We start from the raw sequence: 23,347 nt of genomic DNA, 5'->3' as shown, positions 1-23,347 counted from the left end.
TGAATAGGATCAGGCCGCGAACAGCCGGGCGAAGGCGCGCGCGCGGCGCTCCACCTCGCCCGCGCTGGCGGCGGAAAACAGGGTGTGGACGACGGCGAGCAGATCGGCGCCGTGTTCGAGCAGGCGCGGAGCGTTGTCCAGAGTGACGCCACCGATGGCGCACAGCGGCTGGTTGAAGCGACTGCGGGCCTGGTCGAGCAACTCCAGAGGCGCCGGCGGGGCATCCGGCTTGGTGCTGGAGGCGAAGAAGCGGCCGAAGGCCAGGTAGCTGGCGCCGGCCTGGGCGGCGGCCTCGGCCAGCTCCAGGCTGGCGTGGCAGGTGCCGCCGAGCACGGCATCCGCGCCCAGTTCGGCACGGGCGCTGGCCAGGGAACCGTCTTCCTGGCCCAGGTGCAGGCCGACGCCCAGGGCGCGGGCCAGGGCCAGGTCGTCATTGATGATCAGCTGGGCACCGTGCTGGCGGCATAGGTTGGCCAGGGCAGCGGCTTCGTCGTGGCGGCGATTGGCGTCGCTTGACTTGTCGCGGTATTGCACCAGGCGGGCACCGCCCTGCAGGGCGGCTTCGACGTAGGGCAGCAGGCGACCGTCGGCGAGCAGGGCGCTGTCGGTGATGGCGTAGAGTCCGCGCAGATCGCTCATGAGCAGAAGTCCAGCGGCAGGCGGCGCGGCACGTACTGGCCACGGCCGGGGCGTTCGGCGTCCCTCAGGGTACGCCAGGTGTAGTCGAGGGCGCTGCGCACCGCGCTGGGCAGGGCTTCGCCCAGGGCCAGGCGTCCGGCCAGGGTGCTGGCCAGGGTACAGCCGGAGCCGTGGTAGCTGCCGGGCAGGCGCTGGCAGACGTGGGTCTCGCAGCGGCCTTCGCGGTCATAGAGGCGGTTATGCACCTCGTGCTCCTCGCCATGGCCGCCGGTGATCAGCAGGTGGGCGCAAAAGGGCAGCAGGCGCTCGGCGCATTGCTCCGGCGTGCCCTCGGGCAGCTCGGCGAGGATGCGCGCCTCGGGCAGATTGGGGGTGGCGATGGTGGCGCGCGGCAAAAGGCGCTCGCGGATGGCGTAGCCGACCTCGTCCTTGCCCAGGGCGCCGCCGCCACCGGCGCGCAGCACCGGATCGCATACCAGCGGCACGCCGGGCAGGGCTTCCATGATTTCCAGCACCGTCTCGACCATCTCCACCGAGCCGAGCATGCCCAGCTTGACCGCTGCCACCGGCAGGTCGGCGATGATCGCCCGGGCCTGGGCCAGCACCCACGCGCGATCCAGCACGCGGAAATCCTGGACGTCGACGGTGTCCTGCACGGTCAGCGCGGTGACCGCCGGGGCGGCGTGGCAACCCTGGGCGAGCAGGGCTTCGATGTCGGCCTGCAGGCCGGCACCGCCACTCGGATCGTGACCGGACAGACAGAGGACGACGGGACGTTGGGGTTCGAGGGTCATGGACGTCAGCCTAGCAAAGAGAAGGGGGCGCAGCGGCCGGGCGCGGCAGGGAGTGGCACCCTACAACGACCTCGCGCCCCGCGCTACCCGTTGACATGGGACCCAGATCGGGACGATGGAACTCCGTTGCCCCCAAGGGAGCCGATATACTGCACCTTTGGTTGCCTAAGGCGGGTTTATGGCGTTGTGGCGGTTGTTGCGTGATTTCTTCTTCCGCCAACGGCGTGCCTACGGGACGGCCATCCTCTGCCTGCTGGGGGTCGGATTGCTCAACCTGACCCTGCCCTGGTGGATCGGCAAGGCCATCGACGCCCTGCGCGCGGGCGAGCTGGATCAGGCCGGTCTGCTCTGGCGCGTGGCCCTGATCGTGGCGGTCGGCTGCGGCCTCTATGTGCTCCGCTATCAGTGGCGGGTGCGGCTGTTCGGCACCTCCTACCAGGTCGGCGTGGAGCTGCGCGATGCCTTCTTCGCCAAGCTGGCGCGCCTCGATCCCGGCTTCTTCCAGTCCAGCCGTACCGGTGACCTGCTGGCCCGTGCCACCCAGGACATCGACGCCGTGGAAACCGCCGCGGGCGAAGGGGTGCTGGCCAGTTTCGACGGCATGCTGACCCTGCTGCTGGTGCTGCTGGCCATGTTCATCGGTATCGACGCACCCCTGGCGGCCCTGGCCCTGTTGCCCTTTCCCTTCATGGCCTGGGGCTTCTACCGCGTGGCGCGGCGGGTGCAGCAGCGTTTTGGCCTGGCGCTGGCAGGCTTTTCCGCCCTCAACGACCGTACCCAGGAAGCCCTGAGCGGCCTGCGCATGTTGCGCCAGCATGCCCTGGTCGAAGCCGAGCTGGACGACTTCGACGAACGCGCCCGCCGCGTGGCCAAGGCCGACTACCAGGTGCAGCGTACCGAGGCGCGCTACGAGCCGATCATCTTCGTCGCCCTGAGCTGCGCCACCCTGCTGACCCTGGTGATGGGCAGCTGGCGCTATCTCGACGGCCATATCACCCTGGGCCAGCTGACCAGTTTCAGCCTCTACCTGGTGCAACTGATCTGGCCGATGTTCGCCATCGGCTGGTGCTTCAACCTGCTGCAGCGCGGCGAAGCCGGCGCGCGCCGCCTGGAAGAGGTGTTCGTGGTCACCGAGCGCATCCGTGACGAGGGCACCCAGACGCCACCGGACCAGGCCGACCTGTCGGTCTACATCCCGGCCTTCACCTATCCCCAGGCGCGTCAGCCGGCCTTGCAGGACGTGGTCATCGACCTGCCCGCCGGCGATACCCTGGGCATCGTCGGCGCCACCGGCAGCGGCAAGAGCACCCTGCTGCGCCTGCTCCTGCGCCAGTTCCCGCTGGAGCAGGGTTGCATCCGCCTGGGCGGGGTACCGCTGGAGGAGTATCGGCTTGGCGACCTGCGCGCCCAATTCGCCTATGTGCCCCAGGACCCCTTCCTGTTCGCCCGGACCCTGGGCGAGAACGTCGCCCTCAGCCGGCCGGATGCCACCGCCGGGGAGATCCGCGAAGCCCTGGACGCCGCCGCCTTCGGTACTGATCTGGCAGCGTTGCCGCAAGGGCTGGACACCCCGGTGGGCGAGCGCGGCCTGACCCTTTCCGGTGGCCAGCGCCAGCGGGTGGCCCTGGCCCGGGCGCTGCTCTCGCCGGCGACCATCCTGCTACTCGACGACACCCTCTCGGCGGTGGATACCGCCACCGAGGCCCAGCTGTTGCGCACCCTGGCGGGACTGCAGGGGCGTACCACCCTGATCGTCAGCCACCGCCTCTCGGCGGTGCAGCAGGCCGACGAGATCATCGTCCTCGACCAGGGCAGCCTGGTGGAGCGCGGCCGCCATGCCGAGCTGCTCGCCGCGGGCGGCCTCTATGCCCGGCTCTGGGCCCTGCAGCAGGCTGAGGAGGCCCGCCAATGACCAGGACGCGCGTACTCTCACTACTGCTCAAGCCGGTGCTGGCCAAGCCGCGCAAGCTGGCCGCCACCCTGGCCATCCTGGTGCTGGCCACCCTGTTCGACGTGCTCGGCCCCTGGCTGACCAAGCACTATCTCGACAATTACCTGGTGCCCCACGACCTGCGTCTCTGGCCGCTGGTGGGGCTGGTGGCCGCCTATGTGGTCTCCCAGGGGCTGGCCGCCTATGGCCGCTATCTGCAATCGCTGAGATTCGCCGAGATCGCCATGGACGTGGTGCTCCTGCAGCGGCGGCGGCTGTTCCGCCACGTGCTGAGCCTGCCGCAGAGTTTCCACGACCGCACCGCCACCGGCGAACTGGTGGCGCGGGTCACCAACGACACCGATGCCCTGCGCGAACTCTATGTGGCCTTCCTCGGCAACATGGTCGGCAACATCGTGCTGCTGATCGGCATTCTGGTGGCCATGGCCCTGCTCGACGTGCGGCTGATGGCCATCGCCGTGCTGCTGATCCCGGCGGCCGTGCTGATCGTCTGGGCCTATCAGAGATACAGCGGGGCGGCGGCCATGGAGGTGCGGATGTTGCGCGCCGAGCAGAGCGCCCGGTTGGGCGAGGCCATCGGCGGCATGGGCCTGTTGCAGGCGTTCAACCAGACCGAACGCTTCCGCGCGGATTTCCAGCGCCTGAACCAGGCCCAGTACGGCGCGCGCATGCGCGCCATCCGCGTGTCCGGCCTGCTGCTGCGCTCGGCGCTGGACTTGGTCAGCGTGGCGGTGCTGGCGGTGTTGCTGCTGGTCTACGGCCTGGGCCATCTGCAGGGCGGCGCCGAGATCGGCGTGCTCTATGCCTTCGTTACCTACCTGGGCCGGGTGACCGAGCCGCTGATGGACATCACCCAGAGATTCAACCTGTTCCAGCAGGCCACGGTGGCCGGTACCCGCCTGCTGCACCTGCTGGAAGAGAAGCCGGCGCTGAGCGGCGAAGACGACCGGCCCATCGCGACCGCGCATTTCCACCTCGACGCGGTGCGCTTCCGCCATGCCGGCGCCGGGCACGACACCCTGCACGGCATCGACCTGGACATAGCACCGGGTACCTTTCTCGGCATCGTCGGGCCGACGGGCAGCGGCAAGTCGACCCTGCTCGACCTGCTCGCCGGGTTGCAGCCCATCAGCGGCGGCAGCCTCTGCCTGGACGGCCGCGAGCTGGGCAGCCTGACCCCGGAGGTGCTGGGTACGGCCCTGGCCAGCGTGCCCCAGGAGCCCTTCATCCGTTCCAGCAGCCTCAGGGACAACCTCTTGCTGGGCAGCCAGGTCCCGGATGCGCGTTTGCGCCAGGCCCTGGCCGCCGCCCACCTGGACGACCTGGTGGCGCGGCTGCCCGAGGGGCTGGATACGCTGCTGGGCGAGCGTGGCTTCACCCTGTCCACCGGCGAGCGGCAACTGCTGGCCCTGGCCCGGGCGTTGCTGCGCGAGCCCAAGGTGCTGCTCCTCGACGAGGCCACCGCCAGCATCGACAGCGCCACCGAAGCGCGGCTGCAAGGAGCGCTGGACGAGTTGCGCGGCCAGGTCACCCTGATCGTGGTGGCGCATCGGCTGTCCACCATCCGCCACGCCGATCGCATCCTGGTGCTGCGCGATGGCCGCAAGGTGGAGGAGGGCAGTCACGAGGCCTTGCTGCAGCGCCCCGAGGGCCATTATCGGCGGCTGTGGGAGCAGCATGCCCAGGGTGAAAAAAGCGTGGGGCCGAGGTAAGTCGTTGTCATCCGGGGGTGTTAGGGTGTCAGCTATAGCCAGTGCCCCAACAAGGAAACCCGCATGACCTCCGTACACGAGGATTTCACCTCCGTTGCCACGGCCAGCGAGGCGGTCGACCGTCTCGCCGCGCTGCACCAGGAAGCCACCCAGGCCCTGGGCGCGGCGCTCAAGCGCTACCTGAAGGATCGCGTTGAGCCGAGCGCGGCCGAGCGCGAGCTGTTCCGCTATCCCGAGATCCGCATCCGCTATCGCGCCCCCGGTGTGCCGCCGGCCACCACCCGCGCCTACGCCAAGATCCAGTTGCCGGGCACCTACGTCGCCACCGTGACCCATCCGGCGGCTTTCCGCGGCTATCTGCTGGAACAGCTCGAACCCCTGATGCGCGACTACGATGTCCAGGTCGAGGTCGGTCGCAGCCGCCAGGACATCCCCTATCCCTATGTGGTGGAGCAGGGCGACGAATTGGCCGGCAGTGGCGTGACCGCCGCCGAGCTGGCGCGGGTCTTCCCCAGCACCGATCTCTCCGCCGCCCACGACGACATCGCCGACGGCCACTACGACTGGGAGCGCATCGATCCGCTGCCACTGGCGCTGTTCGATGCCGCCCGTACCGATTTCTCGCTGAGACGCATCGTCCACTACACCGGCAGCGACTGGCGCCATGTGCAGCCCTGGATCCTGCTGACCAACTACCATCGCTACGTCGACCAGTTCATCCAGCACGGCCTGGAGCAACTGCGCAGCGATCCGCGCTTCGTGCGCCTGGTGTTGCCGGGCAACGTCATCATCGAGCGCGACATGGAGCCGACCGAGGCCCAGGCGGTCATCGCCGCCATTGCCTGGCACCGCTTCCAAATGCCGGCCTATCACCTGATCGCCAGCGATGGCCATGGCGTCACCCTGGTCAACATCGGCGTGGGGCCGTCCAACGCCAAGAACATCACCGACCACCTGGCGGTATTGCGCCCCCACTGCTGGCTGATGATCGGCCACTGCGGCGGCCTGCGGCAGTCGCAGACCATCGGCGACTACGTGCTGGCCCACGCCTACATGAGACGCGACGGCATCCTCGACCGCGTGGTGCCGCCGCACATCCCCATCCCGGCGCTGGCCGAGGTGCAGGTAGCGCTGCAGGACGCTGCTGCGAGCGTCACCGGCGAACGCGGCGAGGCGCTCAAGCGCCGTCTGCGCACCGGTACCGTGCTGACCTACGACGACCGCAACTGGGAGCTGCGCTGGGCCCAGGAACGCCCGCTGATCAACCTGGCCCGCGCCGTGGCGGTGGACATGGAAAGCGGCACCATCGCCGCCCAGGGCTATCGCCTGCGGGTGCCCTACGGCACCCTGCTGTGCGTCTCCGACAAGCCGCTGCACAGCGAGATCAAGCTGCCGGGCTCGGCGAACGCCTTCTATGCCCGGGCGGTGAGCCAGCACCTGGCCATCGGCATCGCCGCCCTCGACCAGTTGCGCACCCAGCTCGACTCCCTGCACTCGCGCAAGCTGCGCAGCTTCGACGAGCCGCCGTTCCGGTAAGGCGTTGGGGTTGGGCCTGTTGGGCTTCGCTGCGCTCAACCCAACCTACGGCGAGGAGTCAGGATCGAAGGTGGCCTAGCATTGCGCGCGGATGGCCCCCTCTCCCTCTTGGAGAGGGTTGGGGTGAGGGTGCCCCCGGCAACGATGCCCAGTGGAAAAGGCTGCGCCGTTTTCCACGCTACGGTGCCAGGGGACTAATCGCGGTCATGGCGGTCCGCCGATGCGGCCGCTCCTACGGTTGCTTCCGTGCCTGTAGGAGCGGCCCATGGCCGCGATCGGCAAAACACTACAACTCCATAAGAGCGGTCGCGATAGCCAGCAGGCCTAGGCCCGCGTCGTCTCCTCACGGCTCACTACCAGCCAAACCGCCATACCTATCACCAGCGCGCCCAGCAAGGCATTGGTTGCCAGGGTTTCACCCAGGACCAGATAGCCCCAGAGCACCCCGAACGGCGGGACCAGAAAGGTCACGCTGAGGGTACGTAGCGGCCCTATATCGGCCAGTAAGCGGAAATACAGGATGTAGGCCAAGGCGGTACATAGCAGGCCGACCGCTAGAACACTGGACCAGGCACTCGCGGGTGGCGGGGCGGGCAGCGGATTCATGGCGAGGGTCGCAAGGCTGAACGGTAGCAGGAACAGTGTTGCACCCAGCTGGCTACCGAAGGCGACCAGAGTGGCATCCAGGCCGCCGCGTTCGCTGATCCAACGGCGCGTCAGGTAGCCGGCGGTGCCATAGCAGGCCGTTGCCAGCAGGCAGGCGAGGATGCCGGTCAGCATGCTCGCGCCCGCTTCCGGACTGCTTTGTGGAACGATCAAGGCCACTCCAGCAAAGCCAATGGCCACGCCGAGCCATTTGCGCCGGCTCAAGACTTCGCCAAAGCAGGCGAAGCCGATCAAGGCGCCCATCAGCGGCGTGAGGGCGTTGAGCAGTGCCGAATAGCCCGCAGGTAGATAGCGCGCGGCCAGGCAGTACAGCAGGAAAGGCAGTCCGGAATTGACGACTCCAAGCAGGGCGGTCGACCAGAACTTGCCCGTGAAATGCCAGGATTTCCGCAAGAGGAGCAATAGGACGGCGAGTCCCAACGCACCGAGCGCGACCCGCAGAAAGGCAGTATTCACGGTGCCGAAGGCCGGTACCGCGATGCGCATGAAGAGAAAGCTCGCGCCCCAGATTGCCGCCAGCAGTAAGAGCCTCAGTCCATCGGCCTGACCCATCTCGTCACTCCTGATCGGTGGTACATCACGCTGCCCTATTAGTGGGGCGAGTATCCACGCAGGCGTTGGGCGGGGCCGGCCGTTTTCGGTCGGGGTGGTCAAAAGGACGGGACCTACGAGGGAGGCCTGTCATCGCCCACCCGGAACATCTCGTCGCCCGTTCCGGTCGGTTACCGGAGAGGGGTGGGTCTGCTCGCGTCACCGTTCGGTAAAGATCACGGATTTAACATTGATCTCTGGGACGTCTGGCCCTAAAGTTCGCGCCCGAACGTCCATGCTGGAAACGATCCATCCGGCTCAAGTACCGACGACGAGACAGCGAGGTCAACGCCAGTACGCGTTGACCTTTTTGCTTTCGGCGATGTGCCTTGGGAAGTAGGCGAACCAAAGTGGGGAAACGGATTAGGCGTTCAGAACACCCCCTCCTTCAATTTGTTCTGCCCATCGGGAGTCCGACGCATGTCCATCAAGGTCGAAGATTACTATTCTCGCGAAACCTTCCAGAAGATGAAGGCCTTCGCCGACCAGCAGGAAACCCCCTTCGTCGTCATCGACACCGCCACCATTGCGCGGGCCTATGACGATCTCGTTGGCAACTTCCCCTTCGCCAAGATCTATTACGCGGTCAAGGCCAATCCGGCCATCGAGATCACCGAGTTGCTGCGCGACAAGGGCTCGAACTTCGACATCGCCTCGATCTACGAGCTGGACAAGGTGCTGTCCACCGGTGTCGAACCGGAGCGCATCAGCTACGGCAACACCATCAAGAAGTCCAAGGACATCCGCTACTTCTACGAGAAGGGCGTGCGCATGTTCGCCACCGACTCCGAGGCCGACCTGCGCAACATCGCCAAGGCCGCCCCGGGCTCGCGCATCTACGTGCGGATCCTCACCGAAGGCTCCAACTCGGCCGACTGGCCGCTGTCGCGCAAGTTCGGCTGCCAGCCCGACATGGCCCTGGACCTGCTGATCCTGGCCCGCCAGCTGGGCCTGGAGCCCTATGGCATCTCCTTCCACGTGGGTAGCCAGCAGCGCGACATCGACGTCTGGGACGCCGCCATCGCCAAGGTCAAGGTGATCTTCGAGCGCCTCAAGGAAGAAGACGGCATCACCCTCAAGATGATCAACATGGGCGGTGGCTTCCCAGCCAACTACATCCAGCGCACCAACAGCCTGGAGACCTATGCCGACGAGATCATCCGCTTCCTCAAGGAAGACTTCGGCGACGAGCTGCCGGAAATCATCCTGGAGCCGGGTCGCTCGCTGATTTCCAACGCCGGCATCCTGGTCAGCGAAGTGGTGCTGGTGGCGCGCAAGTCGCGGACCGCCGTGGAGCGCTGGGTCTACACCGACGTCGGCAAGTTCTCCGGCCTGATCGAAACCATGGACGAGTCCATCAAGTTCCCGATCTGGACCGAGAAGAAGGGCGAGATGGAAGAGGTGGTGATCGCCGGTCCGACCTGCGACAGCGCCGACATCATGTACGAGCACTACAAGTACGGCCTGCCGCTGAATCTGGCCAGCGGTGACCGCCTGTACTGGCTGTCCACCGGCGCCTACACCACCAGCTACAGCGCGGTGGAATTCAACGGCTTCCCGCCGCTGAAGGCCTTCTACGTCTAAGGCGTTGCCGCCTTGACCGAGCCCGCGTCCCGTCAGGGACGCGGGCTTTTTCATGCGCGTCGGGAGGGGATTTGTCAGCCTCTGTACCGGATTGTTAAGAATACTTTACATTCGCTATGGATTTGATAATCGTTTGCAAATAGAATCGCGCCGCATTCACAGAGGGAGGCGGCTCGCCATCATGTCCAAGGAAATATCTGCGCTGTCCCAGCGCCGTCTGCTGGTTTCTACCTTCAGTGTCGCCGTTGCCTCGCTGTCCCTGGGGGCCCAGGCCCAGGACGCCAAGGAGCCGGTGACCCGGCTGGAAAGTCTGACCATCGAGGGTCAGGCGCAGCAGGAAGGCTTCAAGGCCGAGCAGTCCGCCTCGCGCAAGTACACCGCCCCTTTGCTGGACACCCCGCAGACCGTCACCGTGGTGCCGGCGCAGGTCATCCAGGACCAGCAGGCGCTGAGCCTGAGGTCGGTGCTGGCCAACGTGTCCGGCATCACCTTCAACGCCGGCGAGGGCGGTGGCGGCTCCGGCGACAGCATCAACATCCGCGGCTTCAGTGCCAACTCGAACATCCAGATCGACGGCCTGCGCGACAGCGCCCAGACCAACCGCACCGACACCTTCAACCTGGAGTCGGTCGAGGTCATCAAGGGCCCCAACTCGGTGTTCGGCGGCGCAGGCACCACCGGTGGCTCCATCAACCTGATCAGCAAGAAGCCCCAGGAGCGCCAATTCACCCGCATCGGCGCAAGCCTGGGCACCGACAGCTATCGCCGCCTGACCCTGGACACCAACCAGCCGTTGCAGGGCGTGGGTACCGACAGCGCCTTCCGCCTGAATCTGATGGCTCACGAGAACGACGTGCCCGGCCGCGACCAGATCGATCGCGAGCGCTGGGGCATCGCGCCGTCGCTGGCCCTGGGCCTGTCGGACGACACCCGCCTGACCCTGAGCTACTTCCATCAGACCGACAACAACCAGCCCGACTACGGGGTGCCGGCCTTCAACGGCAAGAAACTGGCCGGCGTGGATCGCGAGGCCTACTTCGGCTTCAAGAACATCGACAAGGAAGACATCGACAATAATGTCTTCACGGTGGAGCTGGAGCACCGCTTCAACGACAACCTGAGCCTGCAGAACCTGACGCGTTACAGTCGCCTCGAGCGCGACGTGGTGATCTCGGCGTCCAACGTCAACCTCTCCGGCGTCGCCACGGGTCGCTACCGCCCGGCCGGTCCGCAGGGCTACGGTCGCGACGTGACCGCGGAGATGTGGACCAACCAGACCAACCTGACCGGTAACGTCGACACCTTCGGCCTGGGCCATTCCTTCGTGCTGGGCGCGGAGTTCTCCCGCGAGGACTATGATCGCGATACCTACAGCTACAACCTGACCTTCCCCGCTGCCGGCTATGCCCTGGCCGCGCCGCCGGAGCGCTACGACGGTGCGACCAACAAGCAGACCTCGGCCATCGCCGACAACGTGCTGATCGACAAGGCCGTCTATGCCTTCGACACTATCGCCCTTAATGACTATTGGGATGTGAACCTGGGCCTGCGCTACGACTGGTTCGACGGCGACAGCGACACCACCCCGGTCACCAACGGCGTGCGCGGCAGCAAGGCGCACCTGAGTTCCGACGATGCCAAGCTGAGCGGGCGTGCCGGCCTGGTGTTCAAACCGGCGCCGAACGGCCGTGTCTACGTGGCCTATGGCACCTCCTTCAACCCCTCGGCGGAAAGTCTGACCTCCACCGGCGCGGGCCTGAGCACGGCCAACCAGGACCTGGAGCCGGAAAAGAACAAGACCTGGGAACTGGGTACCAAGTGGGAATTCCTCGACCGGCGCCTGGAGCTGGATGGCGCCCTGTTCCGCGTGGAGAAGACCAACGCCCGGGAGACCCTGGCGGACGGCAGCACGGCCCTGGCCGGCAAGCAGCGCGTGCAGGGCATAGAGCTGGGCGCCACCGGGCGCCTCACCCAGGCGTGGAACGTCTACGCCAACTTCACCTTCCTCGACAGCGAGACGCTCGAGGCCGCTGATACCCTGGACGGGCGCAATCGCGAAGGCCAGGCGCTGGCCAATACGCCACCGCGCTCGCTCAACCTCTGGACCACCTACGAGCTGCCGGCCGGCTGGCGGGTAGGCTATGGCGCCCGCTATGTCAGCGAGCGTAACGTCACCTCCAGCAACGATGGCGCCAAGCTCGACGCCTACTGGCTGCACAACGCCATGGTCGGCTATCGCGTCAATCGCAACGTCGACCTGCAACTCAACGTCAACAACGTCTTCGACGAGGACTATGTGGAGCGGGTGCGCTCGCAACTGGGGGCGACCACCAGATCGTCGGCCATCGAGTACGGCGATGCCCGCTCCGCCATCCTGACCGCGACCTACAGCTTCTAGGGTCGCGTGGAGCAGCCGAAGCCCCGCCGCGACGGGGCTTTCGGCCTTGAGGAGGAAAGCGCCGATGATGATCAGGGTTCCGGGCGTGCTTACGCCCGAGCAGGTAGGGGAGTGCCGCCAACGACTGGAGGCAGCGGCCTGGGCCGATGGCAAGCACACGGCCGGTTTTCAATCGGCGATGGCCAAGGACAATCTGCAACTGCCGGCGGAGGAACCGGCGGCACGTGCGGTGGGCGAGCTGATTCAGCAGGCCCTGGCGCGACATCCGCTGTTCGTCGCCGCGGCGCTGCCGGCGCGGGTGTTTCCGCCGCTGTTCAATCTCTACCGGGGCGGCCAGTCCTTCGGGCTGCACGTGGACAATGCCCTGCGTCCGCTGCCGGATGGCAGCGGCTATCTGCGCACCGATCTCTCGGCAACGCTGTTCTTCTGCGAGCCGGAAGAATACGACGGCGGCGAGCTGGTGGTGGAGGACACCTATGGCGCCCACAGCGTCAAGCTGGCCGCCGGCGATCTGATCCTCTATCCGGCCAGCAGCCTGCACCGGGTGCTGCCGGTCACCCGGGGCGCGCGGCTCTGCTCCTTCTTCTGGATCCAGAGCCTGGTGCGCGACACGGCGCAGCGCACCCAGCTGTTCGAACTCGACCAGGGCATCCAGCGTGCCGCCGCCGACCTGGGGCAGGGCCACGAGGCCTGCCTGCAGCTGACCGGTGTCTATCACAATCTCCTGCGGCTATGGGCCCAGCCCTGATTCGTCGCGGCCTGTTCCAGCTGCACAGCCTGCTCGGGCTGGCGGCGGGCCTGGTGCTGGTGGTGCTGGGCGTGACGGGTGCGCTCTACAGCGTGCAGCTGGAAGTCATGCAGTGGCTCAATCCGGTACCCGTCACCGCCACCGCGGGGCGGCAACTGCTCACGCCCGCGGAGGTGCGCCAGCGGCTGGTACCCCCGGGCCAGGAGTTGAGCTTCGTCTCCACCATGGCCGGGGAGGGCTACGGCATGCTCGGCCTGGCGCCGGCGGGCGGCCAGGGGCGCGGCGAGGTCCGGCTGTTCGACCGTTATTCCGGCGAGGTGCTGACCTCGCCTCGCGGTCAAGCCTTCTTTCGCGTCGTCCTCGACCTGCACCGTTCCCTGGCCTTGGGACCACTGGGCAAGGCCCTGACCGGTGCCGCCACCCTGATCCTGCTGGTGCTCTGCGTTTCCGGGCTGTATCTGCGCTGGCCGCGCCAGGTGCGGCGCTGGCGCGCCTGGCTGACGCTGGACTGGGCGCGCCGTGGCCGCAGCTTCCACTGGGACCTGCACGCCGTGGTCGGTACCTGGTGCCTGCTGCTCTACCTGCTGGCGGCGCTGACTGGACTCTACTGGTCCTACGGCTGGTACCGCGTGGCCAGCGAGCGCCTGCTGGGCGCCGCGCCCGAACCGCGCCAAAGCGCCGTGGTGGCCCGCCGCGACGTGGATCTGGACGCTCTCTGGCAGAGCTTTCGCCGGGAGACCGGGGGGCGCATCGAGGGCTATGGCCTGCTGCTGCCCAATCCGGCACGCAAGGTCGGCCAGCCGACCCTCTGGTACCTGCCCGAGGATGCCGAGCATATCCGTGCCCTCAACCGCATCGTCTTCGATGGCCAGGGCCGGGTGCTCGATCACAGGCGCTACCGTGAGCAGCCCCTGGGCGCACGGCTGCTGCTCAGCGTCTATGCCCTGCACTCGGGCGAATACTTCGGCCTGGCGGGACGGCTGCTGATGTTGCTCGCCAGCCTGGCCATGCCGCTGTTCCTGGTGACCGGGCTGTGGCTCTACCTGGATCGCCGCCGCAAACGCCGGCAGGCACGCCAGGCCCGTGCCGGCCTGGTGCCCCGTGCCGACGGCGCCGCCGACTGGCTGATCGGCTACGCCAGCCAGAGCGGCCAGGGCGAGGCGCTGGCCTGGCAGGCGGCCGGTCAGTTGCAGGCGGCCGGGCTGGCCGCCGAAGTCGTCCCGCTCGGCCGCCTCGACGTCGAACGGCTGCGGCGGGCGGCGCGGGCGCTGTTCGTCGTCGCCACCCATGGCGATGGCGAGGCACCGGACACCGCCCGAGGCTTCGAGCGGCGGATGCAGGCGCAGGGCCAAGCCTTGGCCAGCCTGAACTATGGCGTGCTGGCGCTGGGCGACCGGCGTTACCAGGGCTATTGCGCCTTCGCCCGCCGGCTCGATGCCTGGCTCGCTGCCCAGGGCGCCCGACCGCTGTTCACCACCGTGGAGGTGGACAACGGCGACCCGGGTGCCCTGACGCTCTGGCAACGCCAGCTGCAGACCCTGGGCGCCGCCTGCGCCGAGGTGCCGGTGGAGCAGCCGCTGCAGCCCTGGCGACTGGCGTCGCGGCAGCTGCTCAATGCCGGCAGTCCGGGCTGGCCGGCCTACGAGTTGCGCCTGGTACCGCCGACGGGGAGTGAGTGGGCTCCGGGCGACATCCTGGAAATCGCGCCGCGGCAAGGCGCGGAGACGGTCAGCGCCTGGCTGCAACCCTTGGGCCTGGCCGCGGCTAGCGAAGTACGGGGCGAAGACGGGCCTCAGCGCCTGGCGGATGCCCTGCAAGGCCGGTTGCTGCCGGACGATCGCTCCGCCCTGTACGGGCTGACCGCCCAGGCGCTGCTCGATGCCCTGCTGCCCCTCGCGGTGCGCCAGTACTCCATCGCCTCGCTGCCTGGCGAAGGGCCGCTGCGGCTGCTGGTGCGCCAGGAGCGCAAGGCCGCTGGGCGCCTGGGGATCGCTTCCGGCTGGCTGACCACGGCGCTGGCTCCGGGCGCTCTGCTGCAGGCGCGGCTGCGAGCCCATCCCGGCTTTCGTCCACCGCTGGATCCGCGCCCACTGATCCTGATCGCCGCCGGTACCGGCCTGGCCGGGGTACGCCCGCTGCTGGCCGCCCGTATCGCCGGCGGGTACCGGCGCAACTGGCTGCTGTTCGGCGAGCGTACGGCGGCGCACGACAGCTTCTATGGCGTGGAACTGGACGACTGGCTGGCGAAGGGCGAGCTGGCGCGGCTGGACCGGGTGTTCTCGCGGGACGGCGATGGCTACGTGCAAGAGCGGCTGCAGGCGCAGCAGGACGGACTGCGCGCCTGGCTGGCGGCGGATGCGGTGATCATGGTCTGCGGCAGCCTGCAGGGGCTGGGGCGCGGCGTGCATGCCACCCTGCAGGCATTGCTCGGCGAGAATGAAGTCCAGCGCTTGCTGGAGTCCGACCGCTACCGTCGCGATCTGTACTGACTCACGCCCGGGCGATGCACCAGACGCCGGCACCGATCAGCACCACGCCGGCCAGCTTGCCGAGGGTGACCGGGTCCTGACGAAAGCCGGCCCAGCCGAAGTGATCCAGGCTCAGCGACATGGCCAGCTGACCGGCGATGACCAGCGCCATGAACAGGGTGGCGCCGATGCGCGGTCCGGCGAAGGCGGCCATGGCGATGAAGAACATGCCGAGCAGGCCGCCACACCAGTGCCACCAGTGCAGCTCGCGGAGCGCGCCGAGGCTGGGCACGCCGCGTTGCCAGAGCGTCAGCCCGAGCAGGGCGATCAGGCCGACCAGGAAGGAGATCGACGCGGCGGCGAAGACGCTGGACAGCTGGCGGGCGAGCTGCCCATTGATGCCGGCCTGCAACGGCAGGCAGGCTCCGGCGATGAAGGGCAGGACGAGTAGCCACCAGGCGGGCATCGGCAGGACTCCAGAGCGACAAGGGGGCGCAGTATGCCCCAGGGTGGGGCGAAGCGGTCGAACCGGCGACTCCCGGTCGGGCTCCAAGCCCTATCAGCAAGGGAGAATCCGCCATGGCGCCACCGCTGCAAGAAGGCCGTCCGATCCAAGAGGACATGCGCCTGCAACGCTGGATCTGGCGCTGCGAGCGTCTGGGCTGGGTACTGCTGGGCCTGTTTGTCGTCCTGGCCCTGGCCGGCCTCTTCGCCAGCGGCGGCCCCTGGACCACGGCGAGCCGCGTCAGCGACGACGGGCAGCTCCGGGTGGAGTACGAGCGCTTCCAGCGTCGCGGTGCGCCCGCGACCCTGACCCTGGAGCTGGCGCCCGGGCTCTCCAAGGTCGGGCTGGACGAACGCCTGGTGGCCGACTGGACGGTGGAAGCCCTCTATCCGCAGCCGGTGCGCATGACCAGCGAGGACGGGGTGCTCTGGCTCGAGCTGGCCACCGGCAGCGGCCCCAGCCGGCTGCACCTGGCGCTGCGTCCGGATGCCCTGGGCAGGGTCGACTGGCGCATCCTGCGACCCGGCCAGCCAGCGCTGGCACTCTCCGCCTTCATCTATCCCTGAGGACCCGCCATGGAATCCGTGCTCCGCGCCGCGGCCATCTACGCCTTCCTGCTGGTGCTCTTCCGCCTGACCGGGCGCCGGGCGTTGTCGGAGATCACCACCTTCGATTTCGTCCTGCTGCTGGTGATCGGCGAGGCGACCCAGCAGGCCCTGCTGGGCGACGACTTCTCGGTGATCAACGCCTTCGTGGTGATAGCGACCCTGGTGCTGATCGACATCCTGCTGTCGCTGTTCAAGCAGCGTTCGCCACAGGTGGGACGCTTTCTCGATGGCATGCCCCTGATCGTGGTGGAGTACGGCAAGCCCCTGACGCAGCGGCTGCGCAAGGCACGGATCACCGAGGAGGACATCCTCGAAGCGGCGCGGCAGAGCCAGGGGCTGGAGCGCATGGAGCAGATCCGTTTCGCGGTGCTGGAGAAGAATGGACAGATCTCGGTGATTCCCGAGTCCGAGTAAAGCTAGCCGGGCTGGAAACGCAAGAAGGGCAGGATGATCCTGCCCTTCGATTGACGCGGGGATAGCCTAGTGGCTAGTGGCTAGTGGCTAGTGGCTAGTGGCTGCCGCCCTTGCGGCCGGCTTCGGCGGCCTTCTCGCGATCATTGGCGAAGTTGCCACCGCTGTTCTGGCCCCCCTTGCGGCCGGCCTCGGCGGCGCGTTCGGGATCGTTGGCGAAGTTGCCGCCGCTGTTCTCACCGCCCTTGCGCCCGGCTTCGGCGGCGCGCTCGGGATCGTTGGCGAAGTTGCCACCGCTGTTCTCGCCGCCCTTGCGGCCGGCCTCGGAGGCCTTCTCGCGGTCGTTGGCGAAGTTGCCGGGGTTCGAATTGTCGGTACTCATGGTGATTTCCTCTTGCTCGTGGACGCAAGGAGCCAGGTCCACCCGGACGTGGCTCCGCTACCAGGGGGGAAGCGCCTAGCGGCTACCGCCCTTGCGCCCGGCTTCGGAGGCCTTCTCGCGATCGTTGGCAAAATTGCCACCACTGTTCTGGCCGCCCTTGCGCCCGGCCTCGGAGGCCTTCTCGCGGTCGTTGGCGAAGTTGCCGGGATTGGAGTTCGAATTCTTGGTGGTCATGGTCGCTCTACCTCTTGTGGGAATGTAGTGCAGAACTCATTGCCTGCCCTGGTATGGAGGGGCAGACGCGGCAAGGTTTCCCGGCGACGGGATAGGTGGTCGCTGGCCATCGGCCACTACCAGGGCTGTATCTAGGTTTGTCCGATCGGCTGTCCAACCTGGCCGCTGGGTTGGCCGGGGCGAGGTGCCTGGACCACGCGGCAAAGGCTGGACGCAGCGGCGCCGCTGCGTCCAACTCCTGTGGCCTTTGCCTTGTACGACGGGCGGCGGTGCCGCTAGAAGCCGTCGATGGGGATTTTCAGGTAGCGCCGGCCATTGGCTTCGACCGGCGGCAGGGTACCGGCGCGGATGTTCACCTGGATCGCCGGCAGGATCAGCGTGGGCATGGCCAGGGTGGCATCACGGCGGGTGCGCAGGGCGACGAAGGCGTCCTCGTCCACACCATCGCGGACATGGACGTTGAGGGCGCGTTCTTCGCCGACGGTGGTCTGGTGGCGCGCCTCGCGGCCCGCGGGTGGATAGTCGTGGCACAGGTAGAGACGCGTCGCCTCCGGTAGCGCCAGCAGCTGTCGGATCGAGCGATAGAGGTCGCGGGCGCTGCCGCCGGGGAAATCGCAGCGCGCCGAACCGACATCGGGCATGAACAGGGTGTCGCCGACGAAGACATGCGCCTCTTCCACCTGGTAGGCCATGTCGGCCGGGGTATGGCCAGGCACGTGCAGGGCGCGGGCGACGAGGTTGCCGATGTGGAACAGTTCGTCGGGCTGGAACAGGTGGTCGAACTGGGAGCCGTCGAGGCGGAATTCCGGCTCCAGGTTGAAGACGTCCTTGAAGGCGCCCTGGACGCGGCGGATGCCTTCGCCGATGGCAATGCGCCCGCCCAGCTGCCGACGCAGGTAGGGCGCGGCGGAAAGATGGTCGGCATGGGCATGGGTCTCCAGTAGCCATTGCACGCTCAGGCCCTGGTCGCGCACGAAGCGGGCGACGCGATCCGCCGAGAGGGTGGCGGTCCTTCCGGAATGCGGGTCGTAGTCCAGCACCGAGTCGACGATGGCGCAGTGGCTGCCGGGCGCCTCGTAGATCACGTAGGTGAAGGTGGACGTGGTGGCGTCGAAGAAGGGTTCGATGCGCGGAGTCATGACCGGGCCTCGTGACAGAAGAGAGGTTTCACCTTACCACGGGGTCCGCCTACCCGCGGCGTAGCCGGTCGCCGCACCCGGTGCCAGGCGCGCTGGACCGTTCGTCGCCGGATGACGGAATTGCAACGGATGCAACAGGATGTTTCGATACCCGCAGGGTAACGTGCGCCGTCCATTGCCGCTGCGCCGAGGTCGAACGTGTCTTCATCCGGATCCCTGGCCAAATCCGCCGCCAGGCCCCTGAGGTTCGCCCTGGTCGGGGCGGTCGCTACGCTGGTGCACATGGCGGTCGCCGCGCTGCTGCTGAAGCTCTGGGGCTGGCCGGCCTATGGCGCCAACCTGGGCGCCTTCCTGGTCGCCTTCGCCGTCTCCTACCTGGGGCATAGACACATCACCTTCGCCCGGGCCGGCTCGCCCTGGCGCTTCCTGCTGGTGGCGCTGGCCGGCTTCGGCCTCAACAACCTGCTGTTGACCGGTCTGCTCGCCTGCGGCGTGCCGACCCTCTATGCGCTGCTCGTCGCCACCGCCCTGGTGCCGGTGTTCAGCTATCTCTTGTCGTCCGGATGGGTGTTCCGATGAGCGAGGCCGTGAAGCTGTCCCTGGTGGTGCCGGTATTCAACGAAGAATTGGCCATCGCGCTGTTCTACCAGGCGGTCTGCGCCCACCCGGAGCTGGCTGCCCACGACCTGGAGCTGCTGTTCGTCGACGATGGCAGTCGGGACGGCAGCGCCCGGGTGCTGGAGCGGCTGCGCCGGGAGGATCCACGGGTGGCGGTCCTGCAGCTGTCGCGCAACTTCGGCAAGGAGGCGGCGCTGTTCGCCGGCATCGAACACGCCAGTGGCGAGGTGGTGGTGCCCCTGGACGTCGACCTGCAGGACCCGCTGGATGTCATCCCGCGGCTGCTCGAACAGTGGCGGCAGGGCGCCGACGTGGTGCTCGCCAAGCGCGTCAACCGCAGCAGCGACAGTCCGCTCAAGCGGCTGACCGCCGAGGGCTTCTATCGCCTGCACAACCGCATCGCCCAGACGCCCATCGAGGAGAACGTCGGCGATTTCCGGCTGATGAGTCGCGAGGTGGTGGACGCCATCCGCGAATTGCCGGAGCGCAATCTGTTCATGAAGGGCATCCTCTCCTGGGTCGGCTTCGATACCCGGGTGGTGGAGTACGAACGCGCCCCGCGCAGCGCCGGCAGCAGCAAGTTCAACGGCTGGAAGCTGTGGAACCTGGCACTGGAGGGCTTCACCTCCTTCAGCACCGTGCCGCTGCGGCTCTGGACCTACCTGGGCGGCTTCGTCGCCTTGGTGTCCCTGGCCTATGCCGGCTACCTGATCTTCGAGAAGCTGGCCTTCGGCAACCGCGTACCCGGTTATCCCTCGCTGATGACCGCCATCCTCTTCTTCGGCGGGGTGCAACTCATCGGTATCGGGGTACTGGGCGAATACATCGGCCGCATCTACATCGAGACCAAGCGCCGGCCGCGCTATGTGCTCAAGCGTTCGACCCGGCGCGCGCCCTAGTACCGCGCCTGCTGCATCTCCCGCAGCCGACTCAGGGTGCGGCGAAAGGGGAAGTCCAGGCAGCCGCGGGTATAGAGCTGCTCCAGGGGCACGGCGGCGTCGAGGTAGAGCGGGCGGCGGCGATCGTAGGCCTCATCGACCAGGGCGATGAAGCGGCGCACGGCATCGTCCTGGGGCGCCAGGCGCGGCAATTCACGGTCACCGGCGACCACCCGTTCCACGCCGTCTTCGGTGCCCCGGGCGATGCGACCGTCGCGCGGGTCGCCGGAGAGGCAGGGCACGCCGCCCAGCAGCAAGGCGGGGAAGCGGGTGCAGAGGTCGATGTAGTCCAAGGTCGCCCAGGCGCCCTGGCAGAGGGTGGCGAAATCGAACCAGACCGCACCGGGGGCACGCCTAATCACGTGTAAGGTGCGACCGCCCAGCAGCAGGGGCGCTTCCGTCACGGTCTGGCCGGCGGTCAGGCGGGCGAAGCATGCGGCGAGGGCTGCGGGGTCCTTCACCCAATAGCGCGGCGCGGCTTCGCCGACGTGCAGCCGATGGTCCTGGCCACCATCCACCTCCCGTACGTCCAGCCGCTCTTGCAGCGCGGCGATGGCCGGCAGCAGCCGCTCGCGGTTGAAGCCGCCGGCATAGAGCTGCTCTGGCGGCTGGTTGGAGGTGACCACCAGTACCAGGCCCTGGTCCAGCAGGGCGCGCAGCAGGCCTCCGACCAGGATGGCGTCACCGATGTCGCTGACGAAGAGTTCGTCGAAGCACAGTACCCGCACCTCGGCGGCCAACTCGCGGGCCAGCACCTGCAGGGGATCGCGGGTGCCGCTGAGCAGGAACTGCCGCTGGTGCACCCAGCGCATGAAGTGATGGAAATGCTGGCGGCGCGCGGGCACCGGCAGGCTGGCGTGGAACAGGTCCAGCAGCCAGGTCTTGCCGCGCCCGACCGGCCCCCAGAGGTAAAGGCCACGGGCCGGACGGCCCGCCAGCAGGTCGGCGTGGCAGGTTTCCAGCTGACGCACAGCGGCTTCCTGGGCGGCATCGGGCAGCCGCGTGCCCAGGGCCACGGCCTGGCGGTAGGCGGCGAGGGGGGAGAGGGCGTTCGACATGGTCGCCGTTCCAGTATGGTGATCGAAGCTCAAAGGCACAGCGCGATAGCGCTTTGTCGACCGCGGCGGTAGACCATCCGAACGGCGTCATGCTGCGCCTTGGTCTCGCTTTGACAGGTCTGGTCGAGGCGCTTAATCGCCCTCAGTCCGCGCGAACTGCAGAAGCATCCTAGGTGCGGCGTACCTTGAGGGTAAGGGTGAATCTATCGTCTGGATGGGTAGTCACCGAGGTCACCAGCAGCTCGCTACGATGCCCCCGATAGTGACGAAGGATGCGCAATGCCGGGCTACCGGTAGGCGCTTCCAGGCGCTCGCCCAGTTCAGATGTCAGAAGTACGGCCCGTACCTCCTGGTCCACTTCCTCTACACGCTGGCCATAGTGGCGTTCGATAAGACTGGCGATCAGCTGGCCCGGATTGGCCTCGGCCAAGGCGTGGATCCGGTCATAGCGCTCGTCGTAGTAGACATCGGTCCAGCAGAGCGGGGCGCCACGCTGCTGGTTGTCGATGCGCACGCTGGAAATCCGCCAGTAGCGTCCACCAGGCTCTAGACCGAGGCGTCTGGCCAGGTCGCGGTCAGCCACCAGTCGCTCGGTCTCGCGGATTTCCCGGGTTTGGGTTTCCGCCAGATGGGCCAGGTCTTCCATGGATTGCAAGGCGTGAGTGTAGCCGCTGACGGGAGGAGCCTCGACACGAGTGCCGACCCTTTTGCGCCGTGATACCAGACCCTGATGCTGCAGCTGGGTGATGGCGGCCCGCACCGTGTGGCGGCTAACTGCGAACTGCTCGCACAGCTCCAGTTCGGTCGGCAGCAGGCTGCCCACGGGATAGCGCCCGGAGGCGATGCCCTCCAGCAGGTCGTTGGCAACCACGTTGTACAGCGCCTGGTTCATCGCGGCGAAATCTCGAAACGGACGGGTTGACAGTCTAGCACTACGCGTGTTTTGAATATGTCCGTACATATTCAAATGTACGCCATATAAGACGACAACGAGGCTCGTAGCATGTCCACCACCGTTTATGACTCCGTGCTCTTCCGCGACATGTTCGGCACCGCCGAGATGCGTAGCGTTTTCTCCGATCAGGCGCTGATCGAGCGCTATATCGAGGTCGAGGTCGCCCTGGCTCGAGCCCAGGCTCGCTGTGGGGTCATTCCCGCTGCCGCTGCTGAAGAGATCGCTGCCAAGTCACGCTTCGAAGCGCTGGATCTGGCGCTCATGCAGCACGAAACGGAAATCGTCGGCTATCCGATTCTGCCGCTGGTGGAGCAGCTTTCGAAGATCTGCGGTGAAGCGGGGCGCTACGTGCATTGGGGGGCCACCACCCAGGACATCATGGATACCGCTGTCGTACTCCAGGTTCGGGCGGCGTTGGCCTTGGTGGAGCGGGATGTTCAGGCTGTCCGGGGTCTGCTGGCTGGACTCGCCGAGCGCTACCGCGACACCCCCATGGCCGGTCGTACCCACCTGCAACACGCGTTGCCCATCACCTTTGGCTACAAGTGTGCGGTCTGGTTGAGCATGTTCGATCGCCACGCAGAGCGGCTTGTGGAAATGCGTCAGCGAGTTCTCGTAGGACAGTTCGCCGGTGCCGCCGGGACCCTGGCCTCGCTGGGCGACAAGGGCCTGGAGGTCCAGGAAGCGCTGATGGAAGAGCTGGACCTGCATGTGCCTCAGGCTACCTGGCACGTGGCTCGTGACGGTCTGGCCGAGGCGCTCAACGTGCTGGCGCTGATCACTGGCTCGCTGGGAAAGGTTGCGCTGGACGTGATGATGATGATGACCAGCGAGCTGGGCGAAGCCTATGAGCCCTTCGTCAAGGGCCGTGGTGCCAGCAGCACCATGCCGCAGAAACGCAACCCCATCTCCTGTGAGCTGATGTATGCCGCTGCGAAGGGCGTGCGTCAGCAGGCTGGCCTGATGCTCGACGCCATGATCCAGGACTTCGAGCGTTCCACCGGCCCCTGGCAGGCAGAGTGGGTGGCCATTCCCGAAGCCTTTGCGCTTACCGGGGCCTCTCTGTACCAGGCGAAATTCATGCTTGGCGGGTTGGATGTTCGTACCGAACGCATGCGCCAGAACCTGGACATGACCAGAGGCCTGATCGTCGCCGAGGCGGTGATGATGGGGCTGGCGCCCGAATTGGGTCGTCAGGTTGCGCATGATGTGGTTTACGAGGCCTGTCGAGTGGCGAATGACGAAAACGTCAGCCTCCTCGACGCGCTGCTGCGGCGCAGCGACATCAGCGATCGCCTGGGTCGTGCCGAGCTGGAGCGCCTGACCGATCCCGCTAATTACCTGGGCCTGGCGCCCGAGATGGTTGATCGCGCTCTGGCTCGACCGGGCTCGGTACGGCGCTAAATCCCGCT

At 67.2% G+C, this 23,347-nt stretch carries 20 protein-coding genes and 1 pseudogene; 12 read left to right on the top strand and 9 right to left on the bottom strand.

What is annotated here, in order from left to right:
• Positions 1–9 precede the first annotated feature (9 nt).
• Positions 10–639 carry a thiamine phosphate synthase gene (gene thiE, locus ACYJP6_RS05945; RefSeq protein WP_459474134.1) on the bottom strand — a complete coding sequence of 210 codons (630 nt, stop codon included), beginning with the start codon at positions 637–639 and terminating at the stop codon, positions 10–12.
• The gene (locus ACYJP6_RS05940) at positions 636–1,433 is read right to left on the bottom strand and encodes a hydroxymethylpyrimidine/phosphomethylpyrimidine kinase (protein WP_459474133.1); all 798 of its coding nucleotides are present in this window, start codon (positions 1,431–1,433) and stop codon (positions 636–638) included. The genes thiE and ACYJP6_RS05940 overlap by 4 nt, the downstream gene beginning before the upstream one ends.
• Positions 1,434–1,611: 178 nt before the next feature.
• On the opposite strand from ACYJP6_RS05940, the gene ACYJP6_RS05935 reads away from it, so the two are divergent.
• The 3 genes from ACYJP6_RS05935 (at position 1,612) to amn (ending at position 6,632) form a co-directional block, all read left to right on the top strand.
• On the top strand, positions 1,612–3,345 hold the full coding sequence (locus tag ACYJP6_RS05935) for an ABC transporter ATP-binding protein (RefSeq protein ID WP_459474132.1): 1,734 nt from the start codon (positions 1,612–1,614) through the stop codon (positions 3,343–3,345).
• On the top strand, positions 3,342–5,096 hold the full coding sequence (locus ACYJP6_RS05930) for an ABC transporter ATP-binding protein (RefSeq protein WP_459474131.1): 1,755 nt from the start codon (positions 3,342–3,344) through the stop codon (positions 5,094–5,096). Before ACYJP6_RS05935 ends, ACYJP6_RS05930 begins: the two co-directional genes overlap by 4 nt.
• A 63-nt stretch (positions 5,097–5,159) precedes the next feature.
• On the top strand, positions 5,160–6,632 hold the full coding sequence (gene amn / locus ACYJP6_RS05925; RefSeq protein ID WP_459474130.1) for an AMP nucleosidase: 1,473 nt from the start codon (positions 5,160–5,162) through the stop codon (positions 6,630–6,632).
• A gap of 324 nt (positions 6,633–6,956) precedes the next feature.
• Here the strand turns inward: amn and ACYJP6_RS05920 are convergent, their stop codons facing one another.
• Positions 6,957–7,850: a DMT family transporter gene (locus ACYJP6_RS05920; protein WP_459474129.1), complete on the bottom strand. Its 894-nt coding sequence runs from the start codon at positions 7,848–7,850 to the stop codon at positions 6,957–6,959.
• Positions 7,851–8,309: 459 nt separating this feature from the next.
• On the opposite strand from ACYJP6_RS05920, the gene ACYJP6_RS05915 reads away from it, so the two are divergent.
• From ACYJP6_RS05915 to ACYJP6_RS05900, 4 genes are all read left to right on the top strand, one after another.
• Positions 8,310–9,473: a type III PLP-dependent enzyme gene (locus tag ACYJP6_RS05915; RefSeq protein WP_145004277.1), complete on the top strand. Its 1,164-nt coding sequence runs from the start codon at positions 8,310–8,312 to the stop codon at positions 9,471–9,473.
• A gap of 181 nt (positions 9,474–9,654) precedes the next feature.
• Positions 9,655–11,871, top strand: a complete 2,217-nt coding sequence (locus ACYJP6_RS05910) for a TonB-dependent receptor (protein ID WP_459474128.1) — start codon at positions 9,655–9,657, stop codon at positions 11,869–11,871.
• Between the two features lie 64 nt (positions 11,872–11,935).
• A complete protein-coding gene (locus ACYJP6_RS05905; RefSeq protein ID WP_459474127.1) occupies positions 11,936–12,619 on the top strand; it encodes a Fe2+-dependent dioxygenase in 684 nt (227 codons plus the stop codon).
• Complete coding sequence (locus ACYJP6_RS05900; protein WP_459474126.1) at positions 12,604–15,108, top strand: PepSY domain-containing protein; 2,505 nt, start codon at positions 12,604–12,606, stop codon at positions 15,106–15,108. The genes ACYJP6_RS05905 and ACYJP6_RS05900 overlap by 16 nt, the downstream gene beginning before the upstream one ends.
• Before the next feature lies 1 nt (position 15,109).
• On the opposite strand, the gene ACYJP6_RS05895 is transcribed toward ACYJP6_RS05900, so the two are convergent.
• Positions 15,110–15,559 carry a DMT family transporter gene (locus ACYJP6_RS05895; RefSeq protein ID WP_459474289.1) on the bottom strand — a complete coding sequence of 150 codons (450 nt, stop codon included), beginning with the start codon at positions 15,557–15,559 and terminating at the stop codon, positions 15,110–15,112.
• Between the two features lie 107 nt (positions 15,560–15,666).
• On the opposite strand from ACYJP6_RS05895, the gene ACYJP6_RS05890 reads away from it, so the two are divergent.
• Complete coding sequence (locus tag ACYJP6_RS05890) at positions 15,667–16,158, top strand: hypothetical protein (protein ID WP_459474125.1); 492 nt, start codon at positions 15,667–15,669, stop codon at positions 16,156–16,158.
• Positions 16,159–16,167: 9 nt separating this feature from the next.
• Complete coding sequence (locus tag ACYJP6_RS05885; protein ID WP_459474124.1) at positions 16,168–16,614, top strand: DUF421 domain-containing protein; 447 nt, start codon at positions 16,168–16,170, stop codon at positions 16,612–16,614.
• Positions 16,615–16,708: 94 nt separating this feature from the next.
• On the opposite strand, the gene ACYJP6_RS05880 is transcribed toward ACYJP6_RS05885, so the two are convergent.
• From ACYJP6_RS05880 to ACYJP6_RS05870, 3 genes and pseudogenes are all read right to left on the bottom strand, one after another.
• Positions 16,709–16,993, bottom strand: coding sequence for a con-10 family general stress protein (locus ACYJP6_RS05880; RefSeq protein WP_459474123.1), 285 nt, complete (start codon positions 16,991–16,993; stop codon positions 16,709–16,711).
• Positions 16,994–17,068: 75 nt separating this feature from the next.
• A pseudogene (locus ACYJP6_RS05875) lies at positions 17,069–17,200 on the bottom strand (con-10 family general stress protein); the annotation flags it as partial.
• Positions 17,201–17,502: 302 nt separating this feature from the next.
• On the bottom strand, positions 17,503–18,366 hold the full coding sequence (locus tag ACYJP6_RS05870) for an MBL fold metallo-hydrolase (RefSeq protein WP_459474122.1): 864 nt from the start codon (positions 18,364–18,366) through the stop codon (positions 17,503–17,505).
• A 198-nt stretch (positions 18,367–18,564) separates the two neighbouring features.
• Here ACYJP6_RS05870 and ACYJP6_RS05865 point away from each other — a divergent pair, with 198 nt between their 5' ends.
• Positions 18,565–18,945, top strand: coding sequence for a GtrA family protein (locus tag ACYJP6_RS05865; RefSeq protein ID WP_459474121.1), 381 nt, complete (start codon positions 18,565–18,567; stop codon positions 18,943–18,945).
• 8 nt (positions 18,946–18,953) lie between these two features.
• A complete protein-coding gene (locus tag ACYJP6_RS05860; protein WP_459474288.1) occupies positions 18,954–19,883 on the top strand; it encodes a glycosyltransferase family 2 protein in 930 nt (309 codons plus the stop codon).
• On the opposite strand, the gene zapE is transcribed toward ACYJP6_RS05860, so the two are convergent.
• The gene (gene zapE, locus ACYJP6_RS05855; RefSeq protein WP_459474120.1) at positions 19,880–20,980 is read right to left on the bottom strand and encodes a cell division protein ZapE; all 1,101 of its coding nucleotides are present in this window, start codon (positions 20,978–20,980) and stop codon (positions 19,880–19,882) included. The genes ACYJP6_RS05860 and zapE overlap by 4 nt on opposite strands.
• Positions 20,981–21,149: 169 nt before the next feature.
• Positions 21,150–21,872 carry a GntR family transcriptional regulator gene (locus tag ACYJP6_RS05850; RefSeq protein WP_459474119.1) on the bottom strand — a complete coding sequence of 241 codons (723 nt, stop codon included), beginning with the start codon at positions 21,870–21,872 and terminating at the stop codon, positions 21,150–21,152.
• Between the two features lie 111 nt (positions 21,873–21,983).
• Here ACYJP6_RS05850 and pcaB point away from each other — a divergent pair, with 111 nt between their 5' ends.
• Positions 21,984–23,339, top strand: a complete 1,356-nt coding sequence (gene pcaB / locus ACYJP6_RS05845; protein WP_459474118.1) for a 3-carboxy-cis,cis-muconate cycloisomerase — start codon at positions 21,984–21,986, stop codon at positions 23,337–23,339.
• Positions 23,340–23,347: the final 8 nt, after the last annotated feature.

This window comes from Pseudomonas sp. No.117, assembly GCF_054558395.1.
This window is presented reverse-complemented; position numbering and strand designations above follow the sequence as displayed.

What these genes read in the sequence shown, in the direction of transcription:
- ACYJP6_RS05880 (WP_459474123.1), bottom strand. Translation starts at nt 16,993, where the DNA reads ATGAGTACCGACAATTCGAACCCCGGCAACTTCGCCAACGACCGCGAG.
- ACYJP6_RS05935 (WP_459474132.1), top strand. Translation starts at nt 1,612, where the DNA reads ATGGCGTTGTGGCGGTTGTTGCGTGATTTCTTCTTCCGCCAACGGCGT.
- ACYJP6_RS05870 (WP_459474122.1), bottom strand. Translation starts at nt 18,366, where the DNA reads ATGACTCCGCGCATCGAACCCTTCTTCGACGCCACCACGTCCACCTTC.
- ACYJP6_RS05885 (WP_459474124.1), top strand. Translation starts at nt 16,168, where the DNA reads ATGGAATCCGTGCTCCGCGCCGCGGCCATCTACGCCTTCCTGCTGGTG.
- ACYJP6_RS05850 (WP_459474119.1), bottom strand. Translation starts at nt 21,872, where the DNA reads ATGAACCAGGCGCTGTACAACGTGGTTGCCAACGACCTGCTGGAGGGC.
- zapE (WP_459474120.1), bottom strand. Translation starts at nt 20,980, where the DNA reads ATGTCGAACGCCCTCTCCCCCCTCGCCGCCTACCGCCAGGCCGTGGCC.
- ACYJP6_RS05910 (WP_459474128.1), top strand. Translation starts at nt 9,655, where the DNA reads ATGTCCAAGGAAATATCTGCGCTGTCCCAGCGCCGTCTGCTGGTTTCT.
- ACYJP6_RS05905 (WP_459474127.1), top strand. Translation starts at nt 11,936, where the DNA reads ATGATGATCAGGGTTCCGGGCGTGCTTACGCCCGAGCAGGTAGGGGAG.
- ACYJP6_RS05930 (WP_459474131.1), top strand. Translation starts at nt 3,342, where the DNA reads ATGACCAGGACGCGCGTACTCTCACTACTGCTCAAGCCGGTGCTGGCC.
- thiE (WP_459474134.1), bottom strand. Translation starts at nt 639, where the DNA reads ATGAGCGATCTGCGCGGACTCTACGCCATCACCGACAGCGCCCTGCTC.
- ACYJP6_RS05940 (WP_459474133.1), bottom strand. Translation starts at nt 1,433, where the DNA reads ATGACCCTCGAACCCCAACGTCCCGTCGTCCTCTGTCTGTCCGGTCAC.
- ACYJP6_RS05890 (WP_459474125.1), top strand. Translation starts at nt 15,667, where the DNA reads ATGGCGCCACCGCTGCAAGAAGGCCGTCCGATCCAAGAGGACATGCGC.
- ACYJP6_RS05920 (WP_459474129.1), bottom strand. Translation starts at nt 7,850, where the DNA reads ATGGGTCAGGCCGATGGACTGAGGCTCTTACTGCTGGCGGCAATCTGG.
- ACYJP6_RS05900 (WP_459474126.1), top strand. Translation starts at nt 12,604, where the DNA reads ATGGGCCCAGCCCTGATTCGTCGCGGCCTGTTCCAGCTGCACAGCCTG.
- pcaB (WP_459474118.1), top strand. Translation starts at nt 21,984, where the DNA reads ATGTCCACCACCGTTTATGACTCCGTGCTCTTCCGCGACATGTTCGGC.
- amn (WP_459474130.1), top strand. Translation starts at nt 5,160, where the DNA reads ATGACCTCCGTACACGAGGATTTCACCTCCGTTGCCACGGCCAGCGAG.
- ACYJP6_RS05915 (WP_145004277.1), top strand. Translation starts at nt 8,310, where the DNA reads ATGTCCATCAAGGTCGAAGATTACTATTCTCGCGAAACCTTCCAGAAG.